At 54.5% G+C, this 19878-nt stretch carries 14 protein-coding genes; 10 read left to right on the forward strand and 4 right to left on the reverse strand.

The window, feature by feature from the left end:
• Window positions 1-45 precede the first annotated feature (45 nt).
• Window positions 46-1014 (reverse strand): thioredoxin-disulfide reductase, encoded by a 969-nt coding sequence (gene trxB, locus AC4OVU_RS07865; protein ID WP_110292410.1) that lies wholly within the window; start codon window positions 1012-1014, stop codon window positions 46-48.
• A 543-nt stretch (window positions 1015-1557) separates the two neighbouring features.
• Here trxB and lrp point away from each other — a divergent pair.
• From lrp to AC4OVU_RS07915, 10 genes are all read left to right on the forward strand, one after another.
• Window positions 1558-2052, forward strand: a complete 495-nt coding sequence (lrp, locus tag AC4OVU_RS07870; protein ID WP_000228469.1) for a leucine-responsive transcriptional regulator Lrp — start codon at window positions 1558-1560, stop codon at window positions 2050-2052.
• A 135-nt stretch (window positions 2053-2187) separates the two neighbouring features.
• The gene (locus tag AC4OVU_RS07875; protein ID WP_491928652.1) at window positions 2188-5862 is read left to right on the forward strand and encodes a DNA translocase FtsK 4TM domain-containing protein; all 3675 of its coding nucleotides are present in this window, start codon (window positions 2188-2190) and stop codon (window positions 5860-5862) included.
• A 127-nt stretch (window positions 5863-5989) separates the two neighbouring features.
• The gene (gene lolA / locus AC4OVU_RS07880; protein ID WP_017384837.1) at window positions 5990-6604 is read left to right on the forward strand and encodes an outer membrane lipoprotein periplasmic chaperone LolA; all 615 of its coding nucleotides are present in this window, start codon (window positions 5990-5992) and stop codon (window positions 6602-6604) included.
• Window positions 6605-6613: 9 nt separating this feature from the next.
• Window positions 6614-7957, forward strand: a complete 1344-nt coding sequence (gene rarA / locus AC4OVU_RS07885) for a replication-associated recombination protein RarA (protein WP_006809396.1) — start codon at window positions 6614-6616, stop codon at window positions 7955-7957.
• Window positions 7958-8049: 92 nt separating this feature from the next.
• Window positions 8050-9342: a serine--tRNA ligase gene (gene serS, locus AC4OVU_RS07890; protein WP_003858266.1), complete on the forward strand. Its 1293-nt coding sequence runs from the start codon at window positions 8050-8052 to the stop codon at window positions 9340-9342.
• 211 nt (window positions 9343-9553) lie between these two features.
• The gene (dmsA, locus tag AC4OVU_RS07895; protein WP_015570977.1) at window positions 9554-11998 is read left to right on the forward strand and encodes a dimethylsulfoxide reductase subunit A; all 2445 of its coding nucleotides are present in this window, start codon (window positions 9554-9556) and stop codon (window positions 11996-11998) included.
• A gap of 10 nt (window positions 11999-12008) precedes the next feature.
• Window positions 12009-12626: a DMSO/selenate family reductase complex B subunit gene (locus AC4OVU_RS07900; RefSeq protein WP_017384545.1), complete on the forward strand. Its 618-nt coding sequence runs from the start codon at window positions 12009-12011 to the stop codon at window positions 12624-12626.
• 1 nt (window position 12627) lies between these two features.
• Window positions 12628-13491, forward strand: a complete 864-nt coding sequence (locus AC4OVU_RS07905; protein WP_017693703.1) for a dimethyl sulfoxide reductase anchor subunit family protein — start codon at window positions 12628-12630, stop codon at window positions 13489-13491.
• Window positions 13492-13764: 273 nt separating this feature from the next.
• Window positions 13765-14913 carry an MFS transporter gene (locus AC4OVU_RS07910; protein WP_003858254.1) on the forward strand — a complete coding sequence of 383 codons (1149 nt, stop codon included), beginning with the start codon at window positions 13765-13767 and terminating at the stop codon, window positions 14911-14913.
• Window positions 14914-15035: 122 nt separating this feature from the next.
• A complete protein-coding gene (locus AC4OVU_RS07915) occupies window positions 15036-15557 on the forward strand; it encodes an anti-virulence regulator CigR family protein (protein WP_047717603.1) in 522 nt (173 codons plus the stop codon).
• Between the two features lie 36 nt (window positions 15558-15593).
• Here the strand turns inward: AC4OVU_RS07915 and pflA are convergent, their stop codons facing one another.
• From pflA to focA, 3 genes are all read right to left on the reverse strand, one after another.
• Window positions 15594-16334 carry a pyruvate formate lyase 1-activating protein gene (pflA, locus tag AC4OVU_RS07920; protein WP_003858250.1) on the reverse strand — a complete coding sequence of 247 codons (741 nt, stop codon included), beginning with the start codon at window positions 16332-16334 and terminating at the stop codon, window positions 15594-15596.
• Window positions 16335-16537: 203 nt separating this feature from the next.
• Window positions 16538-18820 carry a formate C-acetyltransferase gene (pflB, locus tag AC4OVU_RS07925; protein WP_015570975.1) on the reverse strand — a complete coding sequence of 761 codons (2283 nt, stop codon included), beginning with the start codon at window positions 18818-18820 and terminating at the stop codon, window positions 16538-16540.
• Window positions 18821-18871: 51 nt separating this feature from the next.
• Window positions 18872-19729 (reverse strand): formate transporter FocA, encoded by an 858-nt coding sequence (gene focA / locus AC4OVU_RS07930; protein WP_017384832.1) that lies wholly within the window; start codon window positions 19727-19729, stop codon window positions 18872-18874.
• Between the last annotated feature and the right edge of the window lie 149 nt (window positions 19730-19878).

Raw genomic sequence — 19878 nt, forward strand, 5'->3', positions numbered from 1 at the left:
GACCAGTGGCCGCCTTTATTTACGTTTGTTACTGACTTGTAAAGATTATTTGCCTTGTTCAGCCAGCCCGTCCAGGTAGCGTTCTGCGTCCAGCGCGGCCATACAACCGGTGCCCGCAGAGGTGATCGCCTGACGATAAATATGGTCCATCACGTCGCCAGCTGCGAAGACACCCGGAACGCTGGTCTGGGTGGCGTTGCCGTGAATGCCAGACTGCACTTTGATGTAGCCGTTCTCCAGCTCCAGCTGGCCTTCAAAGATAGCCGTGTTCGGGCTGTGACCGATTGCCACAAACAGGCCTGCCACTTCCAGCGTTTCGACGTTATCGGTGTTCTGGGTATCACGGATACGCAGTCCCGCCACGCCCATCTGATCGCCAGTCACTTCTTCCAGCGTACGGTTGGTATGCAGCACAATGTTGCAGCTCGCCACTTTGTCCATCAGGCGTTTAATCAGGATCTTCTCCGCGCGGAAGGTGTCGCGACGGTGAATCAGGTGTACTTCTGAGGCAATATTTGCCAGATACAGCGCTTCTTCCACAGCGGTGTTGCCGCCGCCGATAACCGCAACTTTCTGGTTGCGATAGAAGAAACCGTCGCAGGTCGCGCAGGCTGACACGCCGCGGCCTTTGAACGCTTCTTCAGACGGCAGGCCGAGATAGCGGGCAGAGGCGCCGGTGGCGATGATCAGCGCATCGCAGGTGTATTCGCCGCTGTCACCCGTCAGGCGGAACGGACGGTTCTGCAAATCCACTTTATTGATGTGGTCGAACAGGATTTCGGTTTCGAATTTGGCGGCATGCTCGTGCATGCGCTCCATCAGCAGCGGCCCGGTCAGGTCGTTCGGGTCGCCAGGCCAGTTTTCCACTTCCGTGGTGGTGGTCAGCTGACCGCCTTTTTCCATCCCGGTGATCAGTACCGGTTGCAGGTTAGCGCGTGCAGCATAGACCGCTGCGGTATATCCCGCAGGTCCAGAACCAAGGATTAGCAGCTTACTGTGTTTGGTCGTGCCCATGAGATCCCCATTGTTGTTGGCAGGCAATGGGCTGGATTGTAGGGAATTTGTTGCCGTAAAAAAAGAGCAGGAGAGTTTTGCTTCCGATATATGCAATAGACGCGCCCTATGGGTCAGAGGCGGTCACATCACTTCTGCTACTGAAAACCGCGCGTTTATAAGGCAATAAAATGAGGATTAATACCCCTCCGTAATGAATATCCGGCATGTTGTACTAAAAATCGATGTTTTGCTTTGACAATCCCCTGCGCTTTTGCGAAAACATTCAAGGAAGAAAAAAAGACGCACGAACTGCATGCCGCATAGACATGCACGGAAATGCCATTTTTACCGGGTCAGTGAAATCTACGCATGGTGTGGACAGACGCCATACGTGATGTCTGTGACTGCTTTCGGGCAACGGTCTTCTTACCGCAGAACCCGAATCTACATCGCGTCTAATACATAACCAGGCGATGTGATGAATAACGGGTCCAGGCTCTGAACAGTGATGTGCACAGGGTCCAGGCAGGAGTAGGGAAGGAATACAGAGAGACAATAATAATGGTAGATAGCAAGAAGCGCCCTGGCAAAGATCTCGACCGTATCGATCGTAACATTCTTAATGAATTGCAAAAGGATGGGCGTATTTCCAACGTCGAGCTTTCAAAACGTGTGGGACTTTCCCCGACGCCGTGCCTTGAGCGTGTGCGTCGACTGGAAAGACAGGGTTTTATTCAGGGCTATACGGCTCTGCTGAACCCGCATTATCTGGATGCCTCACTTCTGGTATTTGTTGAGATTACTCTGAATCGTGGTGCACCAGATGTGTTTGAGCAATTTAACGCCGCTGTACAAAAACTTGAAGAAATTCAAGAGTGTCATCTGGTTTCCGGTGATTTTGACTACCTGTTGAAAACCCGTGTGCCTGATATGTCCGCCTACCGTAAGCTGCTGGGTGAAACCCTGCTGCGTCTGCCAGGCGTGAACGACACCCGTACTTATGTGGTGATGGAAGAGGTCAAACAGAGCAATCGTCTGGTTATTAAGACGCGCTAACACGGAACAGGTGCAAAATCAGTGTAGTTTGATTACACTCCTGTTAATCCATACAGCAACAGTGCCGGGGAGTCCCGGCGCTGTTGTCCGTTTTAGCACACAGGCAGGACATGCCTGATACCTGGAGAGCCTTTCTTGAGCCAGGAATACACTGAAGACAAAGAAGTCACATTATCTAAGCTAAGCAGCGGACGTCGTCTCCTTGAGGCGTTACTGATTGTTATTGCCCTTTTTGCCGTCTGGCTGATGGCTGCCTTACTCAGTTTCAACCCCTCAGACCCCAGCTGGTCGCAAACCGCATGGCATGAGCCTATTCATAATTTAGGTGGCGTTCCCGGTGCCTGGCTTGCGGACACGCTCTTCTTCATTTTCGGTGTGATGGCCTATACCCTTCCCGTCATCATTATTGGCGGGTGCTGGTTTGCCTGGCGTCATCGACAGAACGACGACTACATCGATTATTTTGCCGTTTCGCTGCGCCTGATTGGCGCCCTGGCGCTGATCCTCACCTCCTGCGGACTGGCGGCGATCAACGCCGATGACATCTGGTACTTCGCCTCAGGCGGGGTGATTGGCAGCCTGTTGAGCTCCGCGCTACAACCGATGCTTCACAGCAGCGGCGGCACGCTGGCGCTGCTTTGTATCTGGGCAGCGGGCCTGACGCTGTTTACCGGCTGGTCCTGGGTGAGCATTGCCGAAAAAATCGGCAGCTTTATTCTGACTCTGCTGACGTTTGCCAGCAATCGCACCCGTCGTGATGATACGTGGGTCGATGAAGACGAATATGAAGATGAGTACGAAGAGGAGGACGAGGCACCCGTGCAGCGTCGTGAATCCCGCCGTGCCCGTATTCTGCGCGGTGCTCTGGCACGCCGCCAGCGCGTTGCTGAAAAATTTGCTAACCCGTTAGGCCGTAAAACGGATGCCGCGCTTTTCTCCGGCAAACGTATGGATGAAGAGGAGCAGATTGAGTATCGCGGCGCGGCCGTCGATCCTGATGATGTGTTGTTCTCTGGTCATCGAGCTACGCCGGGTGAGTATGATGAATACGATCCGCTGTTGCATGGTCATTCCGTGACTGAACCGGTAGCCGCTGCTGCTGCCGCAACGACGGCTGCGCAGGCCCATGTTGCGCCTGTTGAAGCCGTGATGCCGTCCTCGCCTGTTCCGGCACCGGAGTCCGCGATCCAGCAACCGCAGGTGGACTGGCAGACTGCGCCAGGTGACCATACGCCTGAACCGACCATTGCGCCGGAGCCTGAAAGCTATATTCCTGTGCAGCAGGAACAGTGGCAGCAACCGTATCAGCCGCCTGAGCCTGCCAGCGAGCCGCAACAGCCGTATCAGGCCTATACGCCCGAACCCGCTGAGCCTGAACAGCCATACGTTGCGCCGGTGTCTGAACCCGAAATGGTGGAGGAAGCGAAGCCATCCCGTCCGCCATTGTACTATTTTGAAGAGGTGGAAGAGCGCCGTGCCCGAGAGCGCGAGCAGCTTGCCGCCTGGTATCAGCCCGTGCCTGAGCCGGTGCAGGAGCCTGTTGTAAAAGCGCCTTCTGCGAGCGTTGCACCTGTAGACCCAGCGCCAGCCGTTGCGTCGAGAGCGGAAACCGTGAAGCAGGCAACGGCAGCCGCTGCCGCTGCCGCGTCCGCTCCGCTATTCAGCCCGGCAACCGATGGTGCGCCGCGTCCTCAGGTAAAAGAGGGCATTGGTCCACAATTGCCGCTTCCTAATCGCGTGCGCGTACCGACGCGCCGGGAGCTGGCCTCTTATGGCATTAAACTGCCTTCCCAGCGTATGGCGGAAGAAAAAGCCCGTGAGTCCGACTACGAAGATGATGCCGACGAACTGCATCAGGATGAGCTGGCGCGTCAGTTTGCCGCCCAGCAGACTCAACGCTACGGGAATGAGTACCAACACGATGTTCATTCTCAGCAGGATGAAGATGATGCTGCCGAAGCGGAATTAGCGCGTCAGTTTGCGGCCACGCAGCAGCAACGTTATTCCGGTGAGCAGCCTTCGGGGGCAAACCCGTTCTCGCTCTCGGATTTTGAATTTTCACCGATGAAAGATCTGGTGGATGACGGTCCGAGCGAACCGCTGTTCACGCCGAGCGTGATGCCAGAAGCGGAACCGGTGCGTCAGGCGCCAGCGCCGCAGGTTAATGCGCAACCACAACAGCCAGCGCCGCAGGCTTATGCGCAGCCGCATACACCGCCGGCCCAACCGCCGCAGCCGCAGTTCCAGCAGCCAGCACCACAGCCGCAGGAAAGCCTGATTCACCCGCTGCTGATGCGTAACGGAGACAGCCGTCCGCTGCAACGACCAAGTACGCCGTTGCCGTCGCTGGATCTGTTAACGCCGCCGCCAGCGGAAGTCGAACCGGTGGATACTTTTGCTCTTGAGCAGATGGCCCGTCTGGTGGAAGCGCGTCTGGCTGACTTCCGTATTAAAGCGGACGTGGTGAACTACTCCCCTGGCCCGGTGATCACCCGTTTCGAACTGAACCTGGCGCCAGGCGTAAAAGCGGCGCGTATTTCTAACCTGTCCCGTGACCTGGCGCGTTCTCTGTCGACCGTGGCGGTACGCGTGGTGGAAGTGATCCCAGGTAAGCCTTACGTTGGCCTTGAGCTGCCAAACAAGAAACGCCAGACCGTTTATCTGCGTGAAGTTCTGGATAACACCAAATTCCGCGACAACCCGTCCCCTCTGACCGTGGTGTTGGGTAAAGATATCGCTGGCGATCCGGTGGTTGCCGATCTCGCGAAGATGCCGCACCTGCTGGTTGCGGGTACCACCGGCTCCGGTAAATCGGTCGGGGTGAACGCCATGATCCTCAGTATGCTCTACAAAGCGCAGCCTGAAGATGTGCGTTTCATCATGATCGACCCGAAAATGCTTGAACTGTCCGTCTACGAAGGCATTCCGCACCTGTTAACGGAAGTAGTGACCGACATGAAGGACGCCGCCAACGCATTGCGCTGGAGCGTCAATGAAATGGAGCGTCGCTACAAGCTGATGTCTGCGCTGGGCGTGCGTAACCTGGCCGGTTATAACGAGAAAATCGCTGAGGCGGCACGTATGGGCCGTCCGATTCCGGACCCATACTGGAAGCCGGGGGACAGCATGGATACCCAGCATCCGGTGCTGGAAAAACTGCCTTACATCGTGGTGCTGGTGGATGAGTTCGCCGACCTGATGATGACCGTTGGCAAGAAGGTGGAAGAGCTGATTGCGCGTCTGGCGCAGAAAGCGCGTGCGGCGGGCATCCATCTGGTACTGGCAACGCAGCGTCCGTCCGTAGACGTTATCACAGGTCTTATTAAGGCAAACATCCCGACCCGTATCGCGTTTACCGTGTCGAGTAAAATTGACTCGCGTACTATCCTTGACCAGGGCGGTGCAGAGTCGCTGCTGGGTATGGGCGATATGCTCTATTCCGGCCCGAACTCAACCTCGCCGGTGCGCGTACACGGTGCGTTTGTTCGCGACCAGGAAGTGCATGCGGTGGTGCAGGACTGGAAAGCGCGCGGTCGGCCGCAATACGTTGACGGCATCACCTCCGACAGTGAAAGCGAAGGTGGCGGCGGTGGTTTTGACGGCGGCGAAGAGCTGGATCCGTTATTTGACCAGGCGGTTAATTTCGTCACCGAAAAACGTAAAGCGTCCATCTCCGGCGTCCAGCGCCAGTTCCGTATTGGCTACAACCGCGCGGCGCGTATTATCGAGCAGATGGAAGCCCAGGGTATTGTGAGCGAACAGGGGCATAACGGTAACCGTGAGGTGCTGGCGCCACCGCCGTTTGATTAACCTTCAGCGATTGCAAAGAAGGGTAAATCAGCAAAAATTAAGCATATTCTTCTGTCGCCTGCCTTCGGGCAGGTCCAGAATAGAAACGGAACCCCCATATCGGGAAGACGTATTTTAAGGAATAACAATGAAAAAAATCGCCATCGTCTGTGCATTACTCTCCAGTTTTGTTGCCAGCAGCGTCTGGGCTGATGCAGCCAGCGACCTTAAAAGCCGACTGGATAAAGTGAGCAGCTTCCACGCCAGCTTCACGCAAAAAGTGACTGACGGCAGTGGCAACGCGGTGCAGGAAGGTCAGGGGGATTTGTGGGTGAAACGCCCGAATCTCTTCAACTGGCACATGACCCAGCCGGATGAAAGCGTGCTGGTGTCCGACGGGAAAACCTTATGGTTCTACAACCCGTTTGTTGAGCAGGCGACCGCCACCTGGCTGAAAGACGCGACCAGCAATACGCCGTTTATGCTCATTGCCCGTAACCAGTCCAGCGACTGGCAGCAGTACAACATTAAACAAAACGGTGATGAGTTCGTCCTGACGCCAAAAGGCAGCAACGGTAACCTGAAGCAGTTCACCATTAACGTGAGCAGCAACGGTACCATTAATCAGTTCGGTGCGGTTGAGCAGGACGATCAGCGCAGTAGCTATCAGCTTAAGTCTCAGCAAAACGGCGCCGTAGATGCTTCGAAATTCACCTTTACCCCGCCGCAGGGCGTAACGGTGGACGACCAACGTAATAAGTAAGAGGCATGAGTGAGCAACCTTTCGCTCGATTTTTCAGATAATGCGTTTCAACCTCTGGCCGCCCGTATGCGGCCAGAAAATTTAGCGCAGTACATCGGCCAGCAACACCTTCTGGCTGCGGGGAAACCCTTGCCGCGCGCCATAGAGGCCGGGCATCTGCACTCCATGATCCTCTGGGGGCCACCCGGCACCGGCAAAACAACCCTCGCTGAAGTGATCGCCCGCTATGCTAACGCGGACGTTGAGCGCATCTCGGCGGTTACCTCCGGCGTAAAGGAGATTCGTGAGGCGATCGAGCGCGCGCGGCAAAACCGTAATGCCGGGCGCCGCACCATTCTTTTTGTTGATGAAGTCCACCGCTTCAACAAGAGCCAACAGGATGCGTTTCTGCCGCACATTGAAGACGGCACGATTTTCTTCATCGGCGCAACCACGGAAAACCCGTCGTTTGAACTCAACTCCGCGCTGCTTTCCCGCGCCCGCGTTTACCTGCTTAAATCCCTGACCACAGAGGATATCGAAAAGGTTCTGACCCAGGCGATGGAGGACAAAGCGCGGGGTTACGGCGGACAGGATATCGTTCTGCCGGACGACACGCGTCGTGCGATCGCTGAACTGGTCAACGGCGATGCGCGTCGGGCGCTGAATACGCTGGAAATGATGGCCGATATGGCCGAAGTGGATGATGCCGGAAAGCGGGTGCTAAAGCAGGAGCTGCTGACCGAAATAGCCGGTGAACGCAGCGCGCGCTTCGATAATAAAGGCGATCGTTTTTACGACCTGATCTCTGCATTACATAAGTCCGTGCGCGGCAGCGCCCCGGATGCGGCGCTCTACTGGTACGCGCGTATCATTACCGCCGGTGGCGATCCGTTATATGTCGCGCGTCGCTGTCTTGCCATCGCGTCAGAAGATGTCGGTAATGCCGATCCACGCGCCATGCAGGTCGCTATTTCCGCCTGGGACTGCTTTACCCGCGTCGGACCCGCGGAAGGTGAGCGTGCCATTGCGCAGGCAATTGTCTATCTGGCCTGCGCGCCGAAAAGTAACGCGGTGTATACCGCCTTCAAAGCGGCGATGTCAGATGCACGTGAACGTCCGGACTACGATGTGCCGGTTCATCTGCGCAATGCGCCAACCAAATTGATGAAAGAGATGGGGTATGGGCAGGAGTATCGCTACGCCCATGATGAACCCAACGCCTACGCCGCCGGGGAAGAGTATTTCCCGCAGGAGATGGCACAAACCCGCTATTATCACCCCACAAACAGAGGTCTTGAGGGTAAGATTGGCGAAAAGCTCGCCTGGCTTGCCGGACAGGATCAAAATAGCCCTATAAAACGCTACCGTTAGTTCAATCGTTGCGGTAATGTTGGCAATATATCTCTGTGGCCGCAGGCTGTGGTCACTTTTTCCTTTTTTAATTCGATAAGCACAGGATAAGCATGCTCGATCCCAATCTGCTGCGTAATGAGCCAGACGCAGTCGCTGAAAAACTGGCACGCCGGGGCTTTAAGCTGGATGTAGATAAGCTGCGCGCTCTTGAAGAGCGTCGTAAAGTTTTGCAGGTACAAACTGAAAATCTGCAAGCAGAGCGTAATTCTCGATCGAAATCCATTGGCCAGGCGAAAGCGCGCGGGGAAGATATTGAGCCATTACGCCTGGAAGTGAACAAACTGGGTGAAGAGCTGGATCAGGCGAAAGCTGAACTGGATGTTCTTCAGGCTGAAATTCGTGATATCGCTCTGGCGATCCCGAACATTCCTGACGACAGCGTGCCTGTCGGCAAAGACGAAAACGACAACGTTGAAGTGAAACGCTGGGGCACGCCTCGCGAGTTTGACTTCGAGGTGCGCGATCACGTCACGCTGGGCGAAATGCACGCGGGCCTGGACTTTGCGGCTGCGGTTAAGCTGACGGGTTCTCGCTTTGTGGTCATGAAAGGTCAAATTGCCCATCTGCATCGCGCTCTGGCGCAGTTCATGCTGGATCTGCACACCGAGCAGCACGGCTACAGCGAAACCTACGTTCCGTATCTGGTTAACCACGATACGCTGTACGGTACAGGCCAGCTGCCGAAATTTGCCGGCGATCTGTTCCACACCCGTCCGCTGGACGAGGAAGCAGATAGCAGCAACTACGCGCTGATCCCAACCGCGGAAGTGCCGCTGACCAACCTCGTGCGTGATGAGATCATCGACGAAGACGATCTGCCAATCAAACTGACCGCGCACTCTCCATGTTTCCGTTCTGAAGCCGGTTCTTACGGTCGCGATACGCGCGGTCTGATCCGTATGCACCAGTTCGATAAAGTTGAGATGGTGCAGATCGTTCGTCCGGAAGAGTCTATGGACGCGCTGGAAGAGATGACCGGTCATGCTGAGAAAGTGCTGGAGCTGCTGGGCCTGCCGTACCGCCGTATGGCGCTGTGCACCGGCGACATGGGCTTCGGTGCCTGCAAAACCTTCGACCTTGAAGTCTGGGTGCCTGCGCAGAACACCTACCGTGAAATCTCCTCCTGCTCCAACGTCTGGGATTTCCAGGCGCGTCGTATGCAGGCGCGTTGCCGCAGCAAATCTGACAAGAAAACCCGTCTGGTTCATACCCTGAACGGTTCCGGTCTGGCAGTAGGCCGTACGCTGGTTGCTGTGCTGGAAAACTACCAGCAGGCTGACGGACGCATTGAGATCCCTGAAGTGCTGCGCCCTTACATGAAAGGCCAGCAGTTCATCGGCTAATTATTTGCTCTAAGACAAAAAAGCGCCTCAGGGCGCTTTTTTTATGCCTCTGATTTGATACGAAGCAATAACCCCTCCCTCTAAAGTAGTAATACTCCTCCGAACGAAAGTCAGCATAAAACACTGATAACCAAAAATATCGCTATACATAAAACTATATAGCGGTGTATGCCGCCCTTTATTTCTTTGTGAGCAACCAAAGTGAGTCTTTATGAAAATCAAAGCGCCTGAAGCGTTAATGGCTGCCGAGGTCACTCGCCGTGGGTTGATGAAAACCACGGCAATAGGCGGTCTGGCGGTTGCCAGCAGCGCCTTTACGCTCCCTTTTACCCGTCTGGCGTCGGCGGCGGAGGCTCTGTCTCCCGCTTCAGCCCCGGAAAAAGTGGTGTGGAGTGCCTGTACCGTTAACTGTGGTAGCCGTTGTCCTCTGCGTATGCATGTTGTGGACGGTGAAATCAAATATGTCGAAACAGACAATACCGGCGATGATAACTACGAAGGGTTACATCAGGTTCGTGCCTGTCTGCGTGGCCGTTCAATGCGCCGTCGCGTTTATAACCCGGATCGTCTGAAATACCCAATGAAGCGCGTCGGTAAGCGTGGGGAAGGGAAGTTCGAGCGTATTAGCTGGGACGAAGCCTACGATATTATCGCGACTAACATGCAGCGCCTGATCAAAGAGTATGGCAACGAATCCATCTACCTCAACTACGGCACCGGCACGCTGGGCGGTACCATGACCCGCTCCTGGCCGCCGGGTAAAACGTTGGTGGCGCGCCTGATGAACTGCTGCGGCGGCTATCTCAATCATTACGGCGACTACTCTTCCGCACAGATTGCTGCGGGGCTGAACTACACCTACGGCGGCTGGGCAGACGGTAACAGCCCGTCGGATATCGAAAACAGTAAACTGGTGGTGTTGTTCGGTAACAACCCAGGCGAAACCCGGATGAGCGGCGGTGGGGTAACCTATTATCTTGAGCAGGCGCGCGCCAAATCCAACGCACGTATGATCATCGTCGATCCGCGCTATACCGATACCGGCGCGGGACGTGAAGACGAGTGGATCCCTATTCGCCCTGGTACCGATGCGGCGCTGGTCAATGCGCTGGCGTATGTGATGATCACTGAAAACCTCGTCGATCAGCCGTTCCTTGATAAATACTGCGTGGGTTATGACGAGAAGACCCTGCCAGCCAGCGCACCGGCTAACGGGCATTACAAAGCGTACATTCTTGGTCAGGGCAGCGACGGGGTAGCGAAAACCCCTGAGTGGGCATCCACCATTACCGGCATTCCAGTCGAGCGTATTGTTCAGCTGGCCCGTGAAATTGGTTCAGCAAAACCGGCTTATATCAGCCAGGGATGGGGACCACAGCGTCACGCGAACGGCGAAATTGCCACCCGCGCTATTTCTATGCTCTCGATTCTGACTGGCAACGTTGGTATTCACGGCGGTAATAGCGGGGCGCGTGAAGGCTCGTATGAAGTCCCGTTTGAACGTATGCCAACGCTGGATAACCCGGTTCAGACCAGCATCTCCATGTTTATGTGGACGGACGCGATCGAGCGCGGCCCGGAAATGACCGCGCTGCGTGACGGTGTTCGAGGCAAAGATAAGCTGGACGTGCCGATCAAAATGATCTGGAACTATGCCGGTAACTGCCTGATCAACCAGCACTCTGAAATCAACCGCACCCATGAAATTTTGCAGGACGACAAGAAGTGCGAAATGATTGTGGTGATCGACTGCCACATGACCTCATCGGCGAAGTATGCCGATATTCTGCTTCCAGACTGCACCGCGTCTGAGCAGATGGATTTCGCGCTGGACGCCTCCTGCGGCAACATGTCCTATGTGATCTTCACTGACCAGGCCATCAAACCGCGCTTCGAGTGCAAAACCATCTATGAGATGACTTCCGAGCTGGCGAAACGTCTTGGCGTTGAGCAGCAGTTCACTGAAGGACGTACTCAGGAAGGGTGGATGCGCCATCTGCACGAGCTCTCACGCAAAGCCATTCCTGACCTGCCGGACTTCGATACCTTCCGCAAGCAGGGCATGTACAAGCAGCGCGATCCCGAAGGGCATCACGTGGCGTATAAAGCCTTCCGCGACGATCCGCAGGCCAATCCGCTGACCACGCCGTCGGGCAAAATCGAGATCTACTCCGAAGAGCTGGCAAAAATTGCCGCAACGTGGGAATTGCCGGAAGGGGACGTTATCGATCCGCTGCCGATTTATACGCCAGGCTTCGAAAACTACAACGATCCGCTGACGGCGAAATTCCCGCTTCAGTTGACCGGTTTCCACTACAAAGCGCGTGTTCACTCCACCTACGGCAACGTTGACGTACTGAAAGCGGCCTGCCGACAGGAGATGTGGATCAACCCGATGGATGCGAAAGCGCGCGGCATCAGTAATGGCGATCGCGTACGTATCTTCAACGGACGTGGCGAAGTGCATATCGAAGCTAAAGTGACTCCGCGTATGATGCCTGGCGTTGTCGCGCTGGGGGAAGGGGCCTGGTATAACCCGGATGCGAACCGTATCGATCAGGCGGGCTGCATCAACGTTCTCACTACGCAGCGTCCGTCGCCGCTGGCGAAGGGCAACCCATCCCACACAAACCTCGTTCAGGTTGAAAAGGCGTAAGGAGTAACCGATGACAACCCAGTATGGATTTTTTATTGATTCCAGCCGCTGCACCGGGTGCAAAACCTGCGAGCTGGCCTGTAAGGATTACAAAGATCTGACCCCGGACGTCAGCTTCCGGCGTATCTATGAATACGCGGGCGGCGACTGGCAGGAGGACAACGGCGTCTGGCATCAGAATGTCTTCGCCTATTACCTGTCGATTGCCTGCAACCACTGCGAAGATCCGGCCTGTACCAAGGTCTGCCCGAGCGGGGCAATGCACAAGCGCGACGACGGTTTTGTGGTGGTGGACGAGGATGTCTGCATCGGCTGTCGCTACTGCCACATGGCCTGCCCGTACGGCGCGCCGCAGTACAATGCCGCCAAAGGCCACATGACCAAGTGCGACGGCTGCCATAGCCGCGTGGCGGACGGCAAAAAGCCCATCTGCGTCGAATCCTGCCCGCTGCGCGCGCTGGACTTTGGCCCGATTGAAGAGCTGCGCAAAAAACACGGTCAGCTTGCTGCCGTCGCGCCGCTGCCGTCTGCGCACTTCACGAAGCCGAGTATTGTGATTAAACCTAACGCCAACAGCCGTCCGACGGGTGACACCACCGGCTACCTGGCAAACCCGAAGGAGGTGTGAGATGGGAAGTGGATGGCATGAATGGCCGCTGATGATCTTCACGGTCTTTGGGCAGTGCGTGGCGGGCGGGTTTATCGTCCTTGCGCTGGCGCTGTTAAAAGGGAACCTCAATGCTGAACAGCAGCAGCGTTTGGTGTTAAGCATGTTTGGCCTGTGGGTGTTGATGGGCATTGGGTTTATCGCCTCTACGCTGCACCTGGGCTCACCGATGCGCGCGTTCAACTCCCTGAACCGCGTAGGTGCCTCTTCGCTGAGTAACGAGATTGCCAGCGGGGCAATCTTCTTTGCCGTTGGCGGGCTGGGGTGGTTACTGGCAGCGGTGAAAAAGCTGCCGTCAGGGTTACGCGCGTTGTGGCTCATCGTCACCATGGTACTGGGCGTTGTCTTCGTCTGGATGATGGTCCGGGTGTACAACACCATCGATACCGTTCCGACCTGGTACAGCGTCTGGACGCCGATGAGCTTCTTCCTGACCATGTTTATTGGCGGGCCGCTGCTGGGTTATCTGCTGCTGCGTGTGGCTGGCATTAATGGTTGGGCGATGCGCCTGCTGCCCGCGGTCTCGCTGCTGGCGCTGGTAATCAGTACCGTTGTCGCGCTCATGCAGGGAGCGGAGCTGGCGACCATTCACAGCTCTATCCAGCAGGCTTCGGCGCTGGTGCCGGATTACGGTTCGCTGATGGCCTGGCGTGTGGTGCTGCTGACGGCGGCGCTGGTGTGCTGGATTGCCCCTCAGCTTAAAGGTTACTCGCCTGCGCTGCCGTTACTGTCCCTGGCCTTTGTGCTGGTGCTGGCAGGGGAGTTAATTGGTCGCGGCGTATTTTACGGTCTGCATATGACGGTCGGTATGGCTATCGCCAGCTAATTTTAGATTTTGTTATAAAAGCCGGGACATAGCGCCCGGCTTTTCTTTTTTCATTCATGAAATTTTTCGACTGATGTTTCGTTGTAAAAATTCCCGGAAATAAATAAAAACAAATAGATAATTAATATCAGTAGCAGGCTTTGCATTAGCAGGATGAGTTTTTTAAATCGACAAGGCGCATAACGTGCGTGACGCCTGAATCGGTGGATTGACTTTGTTTTTGCCAGTGGCATGATGCGCACGAAATCTGAACTTCCTCACGGTTTTTAATCCATGACCACCTATACCCGCCCGGTGCTTTTGTTGCTCTGTGGCCTGCTTTTGCTGACCCTGGCGATCGCGGTGTTAAACACACTCGTCCCGCTATGGCTCGCCCATGAAAACTTACCGACCTGGCAGGTGGGTATGGTTAGCTCGTCCTTTTTTACGGGCAATCTGCTGGGCACCTTATTAACGGGCAGCCTCATTAAGCGCTTTGGTTTTAACCGCAGTTATTATCTGGCGTCGCTGATCTTTGCCGTCGGCTGCGCCGGTTTAGGCCTCATGGTCGGCTTCTGGAGCTGGATGGTCTGGCGCTTTATTGCGGGCGTCGGCTGCGCCATGATCTGGGTGGTGGTTGAAAGTGCGCTAATGTGCAGCGGAACGTCCCGTAATCGCGGGCGTCTGCTGGCGGCCTATATGATGGTTTACTACGTCGGTACCGTTCTGGGACAGCTGATGGTCAGCAAACTGCCAACCGACCTGATGAGCGTGCTGCCGTGGGTGACGGGCATGGTTCTGGCGGCGATCCTGCCGCTGCTCTTTACCCGCATTGTGAATCAAAACAGCGAGCATCAGGAAGCTACCCACGTCTGGCCGATGCTGAGACTGCGCCAGGCGCGTCTGGGGGTTAACGGCTGCATTATTTCCGGGATTGTGCTGGGCTCGCTCTATGGCCTGATGCCGCTCTATCTTAACCATCAGGGCGTCAGTGATTCCGGGATCGGTTTCTGGATGGCGGTGATGGTCAGCGCGGGGATTGTCGGCCAGTGGCCGATTGGCCGCCTGGCGGACCGCTTTGGTCGTCTGCTGGTGCTGCGCGTTCAGGTCTTCGTGGTCATCATGGGCTGTCTCGCCATGCTCAGCAACGCCGCGATGGCGCCTGCGCTGTTCATTCTGGGGGCTGCGGGCTTTACCCTCTATCCGGTCGCGATGGCCTGGGCCTGTGAGAAAGTTGAGCATCACCAGCTGGTTGCAATGAACCAGGCTTTGTTGCTGAGTTACACCATCGGCAGTTTACTGGGGCCGACTTTTACCGCTATGCTCATGCAAAATTATTCTGACAATCTGCTGTTTATTATGATCGCCAGCGTGTCGTTTATTTATCTGTTAATGCTGCTGCGCAAAGTGGGCGAACATCCAACGCCAGTGGCCCATGCATGACTTATTAAAAGCCTGTCGATGACAGGCTTTTTTGTCCCTGTCACATATAAGACTTTTACTTATTGTGAGTTTTTACTGCCTGGCGATAATTCAAATGAGTTTACCACTAAAAGGCAGCAATCATGTCTACTCGTCGTTTTTCCACTATCGCACTTGCCGTAGTGTTGGCTTTAACGTTTGCAACGGCTCCGGCCATGGCTAATCCTGGAAACGGGAATGGCGGTGGTCACGGAAACGGTGGCGGACAAGGTAATAGCGGCAATCATGGTAACGGGAACGCTGGTAACCATGGTAATAAACACAATAACGGTCAGGATAACCCTGGGAAATCGGATAAGAGCTTTAAAAACAGCAAAGATGTCGGTAATGATGTGGATGCTCGCGTGAGCTTTGATCATGCCCGCCATCTGGCACTGAATTACGGCTTAACGGGCTACGACTCTCTGCCTCCGGGAATTGCGAAAAACCTGGCGCGCGGTAAGCCACTGCCGCCGGGCATTGCGAAGAAAACCGTGCCAGCCGATATGCTGGGTCAGCTTCCTTCCTATCCGGGCTATGAATGGCGCGTGGTAGGTGACGACCTGGTCTTAATTGCGCTGAGTACGGCGATTGTGACTTCCGTTATTAATGGCGTCTTTAAATAGAATATAAAAAGGCCCGGTTTTCACCGGGCCTTTTCGTTAATACATGACCTTGTGGCCATACTGCTCAAGAATACCTTTGACGCGCTCCATCGTCTCTTTTTTCGGCGGCTTCACGCCATCGAGTTTGTACTCTTCACCCATCGCCACCCATTTATGTTTACCCAGCTCGTGATAGGGCAGGAGTTCAATTTTCTCCACGTTACCCATATCCCGGGTAAATTCACCCAGACGATGTGCAGAGTCATCATCATCTGACCAGCCCGGCACCACCACGTAGCGGATCCAGGTCTTGACGCCTTTATTGGCAATGTATTTGGCAAATTCCAGCGTACGGTGGTTTGAAACGCCAACCAGATTCTGGTGGATCTCATCGTTCATCTGCTTGAGATCGAGCATCACCAGATCGGTCACTTCAAGCAGTTCATCAATAACCGGATCGTAACGGCGCACAAAGCCGTTGGTGTCGAGGCAGGTATGAATGCCTTCTTTGTGGCAGGCGCGGAACCAGTCGCGCACAAATTCAGCCTGAAGAATGGCTTCACCGCCGGATGCCGTCACGCCACCGCCGGACGCGTTCATGAAGTGGCGATAGGTCACCACCTCTTTCATCAGATCCTCAACGGTGACTTCTTTACCGCCATGGGTGTCCCAGGTGTCACGGTTATGGCAGTACAGGCAGCGCATCAGGCAGCCCTGGAAGAAAGTGATAAAGCGGATCCCCGGGCCATCGACGGTGCCACAGGATTCAAAGGAGTGAATGCGACCAATAATTGACATTGCGGTGATATCTCCGAATTTGGCCCATCCGGGGGCCTATGTAGATGCACAGCTCAAAGGCTATGTCGAGTCTGTTTTGGCTGTTATCCATTAAGTATAGATAGCGGACAAAAGAGACTGATAAAGCGAGGGTGTTAAAAAGGCCCCACTTGCGTGGAGCCCTTATTGTACGCTTTTTAACGCGTGATTTCAGTCAATTCCACTTACATGGACTGAGTGAAAGTACGGGTAATAACGTCCTGCTGCTGTTCTTTCGTCAGGGAGTTAAAACGTACTGCGTAGCCAGATACGCGGATGGTCAGCTGAGGATATTTCTCAGGGTGTTCCATCGCGTCGAGCAGCATTTCACGGTTCATCACGTTCACGTTCAGGTGCTGACCACCTTCGATGGACGCTTCGTGGTGGAAGTAACCATCCATCAGACCCGCGAGGTTAGTTTTACGCACTTCGTCGTCTTTACCCAGCGCGTTTGGCACGATAGAGAAGGTGTAAGAGATACCATCTTTCGCGTAAGCAAACGGCAGTTTAGCAACGGAGGTCAGAGAGGCAACCGCACCTTTCTGGTCACGACCGTGCATTGGGTTAGCACCTGGGCCGAATGGCGCGCCAGCACGACGACCGTCTGGGGTGTTACCGGTTTTCTTACCATACACAACGTTAGAGGTGATGGTCAGAACAGACTGAGTCGGGATAGCGTTACGATAGGTAGTGAGTTTCTGAATTTTCTTCATGAAACGTTCTACCAGGTCAACCGCCATGTCATCAACGCGAGCGTCGTTGTTACCAAACTGCGGATATTCGCCTTCGATTTCGAAGTCGATAGCCAGACCATCTTCGTCACGAATTGGTTTAACTTTCGCATATTTGATTGCAGACAGGGAGTCAGCAGCAACGGACAGACCTGCGATACCACACGCCATGGTGCGAACGACGTCACGGTCGTGCAGCGCCATCAGAGAGGCTTCGTAGCTGTACTTGTCGTGCATGTAGTGGATAACGTTCAGCGCGGTCACGTACTGTTTAGCCAGCCAGTCCATGAAGTGGTCCATGCGCTCCATGACTTCGTCATAGTTCAGCACGTCGCCTTTGATCGGTTCAGACTTAGGACCAACCTGCATTTTCAGTTTTTCATCAACGCCGCCGTTGATTGCGTACAGCATGGTTTTCGCCAGGTTTGCACGCGCACCGAAGAACTGCATTTGTTTACCAACAACCATTGGACTTACGCAGCAAGCGATAGCGTAGTCATCGTTGTTGAAGTCAGGACGCATCAGGTCATCGTTCTCGTATTGCAGAGAAGAAGTGTCGATGGACACTTTAGCGGCGAATTTCTTGAAGTTCAGAGGCAGTTTTTCAGACCACAGAACGGTGATGTTCGGCTCCGGAGAAGGACCCATGGTGTACAGGGTGTTCAGGAAGCGGAAGCTGTTTTTGGTTACCAGAGTACGGCCATCTACGCCCATACCGCCGATAGATTCGGTTGCCCAGATTGGGTCACCAGAGAACAGCTCATCATATTCTGGGGTACGCAGGAAGCGAACCATACGCAGTTTCATGACCAGGTGGTCAATCATTTCCTGAGCGTCTTGTTCGGTGATTTTGCCTGCTTTCAGGTCACGTTCGATGTACGCATCCAGGAAGGTGGATACGCGGCCGAAGGACATTGCTGCACCGTTCTGAGACTTAACAGCGGCCAGGTAGCCGAAGTAGGTCCACTGGATAGCTTCCTGAGCGTTGGTTGCAGGACCAGAGATATCGCAGCCGTATTTAGCCGCCATCTCTTTGATCTGACCCAGCGCACGGTGCTGTTCAGCGATCTCTTCACGCAGACGGATAGTCGCTTCCAGGTTTACGCCGTTTTCCAGGTCAGACTGGAGAGAGACGAACTGTGCGTATTTGTCTTTCATCAGGAAGTCGATACCGTACAGCGCAACGCGACGGTAGTCACCGATGATACGGCCACGGCCATAGGCATCTGGCAGACCGGTCAGAACGCCAGATTTACGGCAGTTCAGAATGTCTTTGGTGTAAACATCGAATACGCCCTGGTTATGGGTTTTACGGTATTCGGTGAAGATTTTTTTCAGCATTGGGTCCAGCTCGCGGTTATACGCCTTGCAGGAACCTTCAACCATTTTGATACCACCGAACGGGATGATTGCGCGTTTCAGTGGTGCTTCAGTTTGCAGACCAACGATTTTCTCAAGGGCTTTGTTGATGTAGCCAGCATCGTGAGAAGTGATGGTAGAAGCAACGGAGGTGTCAAAATCAACTGGCGCGTGAGTGCGGTTTTCCAGTTTAACGCCTTCCATTACGCTGTCCCACAGCTTGGTGGTTGCGTCAGTCGCACCAGCCAGGAAGGATTCGTCACCTTCATACGGGGTATAGTTTTTCTGAATGAAGTCACGGACGTTGACTTCATTCTGCCAGTCACCTTTCGTAAAACCTTCCCAGGCTGTGGCTAACTTTTCATTAAGCTCGGACATGTAACACCTACCTTCTTAAGTGGATTTTTTATTTACTGCCTGAGACAACCATTAATGATGATCGCCGCCACGCAGGTAAATGACCCAGTATGTCAACCCAACTAACAGACCCCCACCGATAATGTTCCCGATAGTGACGGGGATCAGGTTATCAGTAATGAAGTTCATAATAGTCAGGTGTGAAAAACTTTCCGGGGTTGAACCTACAGCAGTCCAGAACTCCGGGCTTGCAAAGTTGCGGATAACAATCCCCATCGGGATCATGAACATATTCGCAATACTGTGCTCAAAGCCGCTGGCAACAAACATCGCAACCGGCAGAACCATAATCATGGCTTTATCCATCAGGCTACGACCAGAGTAGCTCATCCAGACCGCCAGGCAGACCATCAGGTTTGCGAGGATGCCGAGAGCAACAGCTTCGATAAATGTATGGTGCATTTTGTGGTCGGCGGTTTGCAGGACGTTAAGCCCCCAGCCGCCGTTGGCGGTCATATACTCGCCAGAGAGCCACATCAACAGAACAAAGAGCAGACAGCCAATCAGGTTGCCAACGTAAACGTTGAGCCAGTTGCGCCCCAGTTGACCCCAGGTAATTCTTCCGCTGGCTTTTGCCACCACAATCAGCACCGTTGAGGTGAAGAGGTCGGCGCCGCAGATGACGCAGAGAATCAGGCCCAGTGAGAAGCAAATACCACCAATCAGTTTCGCTATGCCGAAAGGCATCCCGGCAGTGCCGGTGGTGGCTGTGATATAGAAGACGAAAGCGATGGAGATGAACACCCCAGCCGTAATGGCCAGAAAGAACGTCGTCATCGGATGTTTCGTGGCTTTGTAGACACCCGCTTCTTCGGCAACTTTCGCCATCGCAGCGGGGAGTAATAGATCAAAAGGGTTGTCAGCTTTCACACTAACTCTCTCTTTATTAAGTCGGCGACGAGATACTAACAAAGCATTATAGAAGAGAAATTGATATAGATCATATCTCGCCTGGCTTATAGGCCCGCAGTGTGTATGGTTTTACAGCAAAAGCGGAGTAAGTATTTGATTATCCGTAT

The sequence above is a fragment of the Enterobacter sp. 6722112 genome, from assembly GCF_058661685.1.